This is a genomic window from Oleiphilus sp. HI0128 (assembly GCF_001635365.1).
On sequence record NZ_LWGG01001195.1, the window covers coordinates 1 to 1,169 of the forward strand.

Sequence of the window (1,169 nt, forward strand, 5' to 3'; positions counted from 1 at the left end):
GCTCTTGGCCACCTGTTAGGTTTAAAGTTTCACCGAAAACTACAAGAAACCGACTCAGTCGTATTCTATCGCGTAATGGGTAGCGTCTTACTGCTCGTCAGTTTTATTGGTTTGTTGCGCGCTTTGCAATAAGCCACCGTATTGAAAGTGAGGACCAATGCAAACCTTTCTTAGAAGATTAGAAATACTCAACTATTTGAAGTCGCAGCACCTCGCCATCGGCACGGATGAAATTATTCAGCATTTGAGTGATGCAGGCTATCTGGATACTCAGGCCTCCAAAGCAAAAAGCCAGTTTAGACTCGTACAACGTGACTTGAAGTTCCTACTCGGTGACGAAATAGACGATAATGACTACCATAACGAGTTTGGCCTAAGCACTGAAAAAGGCCTGGGAAAGAGCCGGCTCTGGCGTCTCGACCCTTATTCTCTTATTGGCTACAGTTTTGAGAAAATGCCTGACTACATGGCATTGGCACTCTCCATAAGCCAAAAGCATCTGAAGCAAGTCTTACCTGTTGATACTCAGAATGTCCTTAAATCTATTTTTCAGGAAGCTCAAGACAAGCTTCTAAAACAAGAGAAGTCGATTTCCCCCAAGCATTATCAACGCCTGACTAGCGCCGTAGAATTTTTCCAACGCGGGCAACAGTTAAAGGCTGCCGATTTTGACCTGGAAATGCTAAACCGGATATACAGCGCTATCCTTCATCGCAAACGCCTGATACTAAGCTATCAAAGCCAAGGAAAACTCAAAGATTATGAGGTTCATCCTTTCGGCGTTGCGATTATGCTGCCGAAAATATATTTAGTCGCCAAGAAGGAAGGTGACATGCAAAAGGGCGATGAGGCTTTTCGAAGTTTCTTGATTCATAAGATAAGTGACTTAAGTGTTAGCAGTCACGCAAATGCGGTGCCTGAAGATTTCGAGCTAAAAAGCTATCTAGATCAAGGAAATATGGATGTCTTAATCGACTTTCAAGACGCTCAGACTTACACCCTGGAGCTGAGTATTACGACGGGAAAACACAGCAATTTAATACAAGACTTACACGACAACCCTATCAGTCACGATCAGGAGCTACATCACGCTCACGATGATGACTGGAGCTTAAGTGCTACAACTAAGCGCACGGTTCAACTCAGAAACTGGTTAATGTCATTAGGCC

At 43.9% G+C, this 1,169-nt stretch carries 1 protein-coding gene; it reads left to right on the plus strand.

Annotated elements, in window-relative coordinates; genetic code table 11:
• Nucleotides 1-157: 157 nt before the first annotated feature.
• Nucleotides 158-1,169, plus strand: a 1,012-nt coding sequence (locus A3763_RS20105; protein ID WP_068760406.1) for a YafY family protein, incomplete at its 3' end; no start/stop codon positions are given.